The 1,897-nt window shown below is 32.8% G+C and carries 1 protein-coding gene; it reads right to left on the bottom strand.

Going from position 1 to position 1,897, the window contains the following annotated elements:
* The coding region (locus tag OM075_RS24925; RefSeq protein WP_301193278.1) for an ISL3 family transposase at window positions 1-1,432 on the bottom strand (1,432 nt) is incomplete at its 3' end.
* Window positions 1,433-1,897 lie beyond the last annotated feature (465 nt).

The following is a 1,897-nucleotide window of genomic DNA, read 5'->3' as shown; positions in this document are numbered from 1 at the left end:
TTTTTACTGCCTCAATATCGCGTTCTAAACCACGAGCAAAGGTAATTAAGCCCGGTAGATTTACTTTTGAATCTTTAATTACTTGTATCCAGTCTTCAATTTCCTCATTTCCCTTTCTCAGCATAGTTTTGAATTTGCGCACGAGCTTACGCACTTTCTTCAATGCTGGTATGTTTTCTAATAACACTTTAAGGTAAGACCTTTCATCTGGATCGTCTATTCGATTCATATTCCGTCCAATGTACTTTGCTAATTTGCGCGTACTTAAACGCTTAATGTATGGTATTTTCACTGATCTATGTTCGGAGTAGTTGACAGCGGAATCTTTAGTTGTCTCTCTTAGTTGTGTTATGTATTGATAAGCTTGCGTATTTCCTCCGGAATATCCCATTTTACGTATATCAGCAATAATTTGTTGAATGATATGGCCTTCAGTTTTTATTTGGGGTATTATATAATCAGTAAATAACTCAATGTTTGTGCGTAGTGGGTGCACTTTTGGAGTAAGTTGTTCTTGAAGAAAATATGATCGAACAGTATTTCGACTTATACCTAAATCCTTAGCTATCTTTTTCCTTGCATAACCTTGTTTTTGAAGAGCCTTAACTTTCTCAAATACTATTTGCCTGGAATCATGCCTTTCAAGTAGTATGCTTTTTTTGCTCTGCGATTTAGTAACTGGTGTTGGCACTGACTTTGAATCATTATTTAATTCCATTAACTCCGCAACCTTGTTTTTAATAAGAGTGTTGATCGTTGGAGATACGCTTTTAAAATAAGTATCAAGAGCATCAGATAGATTCATTAATAAATGAAAGCGATCAGCTACTTGAATTGTTTGTGGACAAACTTCATCTATTGCTGAAGAATAAGAGCTTGCTCTATCTCTTGTAATAATTTCAATATTTGGATGCTTTTCAAGCCATCGTTTTAGATCTTCACTTTCCCTGGTTGGCAGCAAATCTATAGGCTTTGATGTTTCCATATCGACCAAGATAGTTCCGTAGCTAATGCCTTTACGAAAGGCCCAATCATCAACTCCTACAACCTTCAATCCTTTTGCCTTTGGAAGGGTTTGATTATGTGCAAGTCGAATAAGAGTAGATCTACTTACTTTTAAATTCATTCTCTCAGAAAGTTTATGACCAGAACCACTGGTCATTTCGATTGCAACATTTGATAAAATTTCATTAACTCTTTTAGTACGCCTGGCATATGAAGTGATTTGACTATGTCGTTCGGTAAATACTTTTTGCTCACAATATGCATTTCTACATTTGAATTTTCGAACTGATAAGATGATGACTACATTGAATTCAAAAGCTGGTAAATCGGTAATGGTTCTTTGGTATCGTCCATGTACAGAAGAGCTGTATTTTTGACATATAGGACATTTTGCACGCTTACCTATCAACGATGCAAATAATTGCATGTTTGGTGCATTAAATTCAATTTTTAAGATGTTTATTTTTGGGATTCCGAAGAGATGTTTGATGTGCATATATAATTGATATTCAACTATATAAATATACTAAAATCACTCCGTTTTACAATGAGTAAAATCACTTTTAATCGTTGATATTCGGATATTTACATTGATATTCGTTAGGGTGTCTTCATGTCCCCAAAATTGACGAAGAACCATAATTTTGAGCAGACATTGTCAAACTAATAATACCAAAGAACAATAATAGTAATGATTTTAACTTCATTTTGATTAAGTTTTAAATTTTAACTAACGGCAATTTAAGAAATTGTACTTACCTACACTACTTAGACATAAGAATTCAATTGATAATTTTGAAAGTTTGATTATTTTAATTACCTGATTTAACAAATGATTATATGAATAAAGACTATTAATTAAAGTGTAGTTAATTTTTTATTAGTAAGAAGG

Source organism: Plebeiibacterium sediminum, from assembly GCF_026013605.1.
Classification (GTDB): domain Bacteria; phylum Bacteroidota; class Bacteroidia; order Bacteroidales; family Marinilabiliaceae; genus Saccharicrinis; species Saccharicrinis sediminus.
This window is presented reverse-complemented; position numbering and strand designations above follow the sequence as displayed.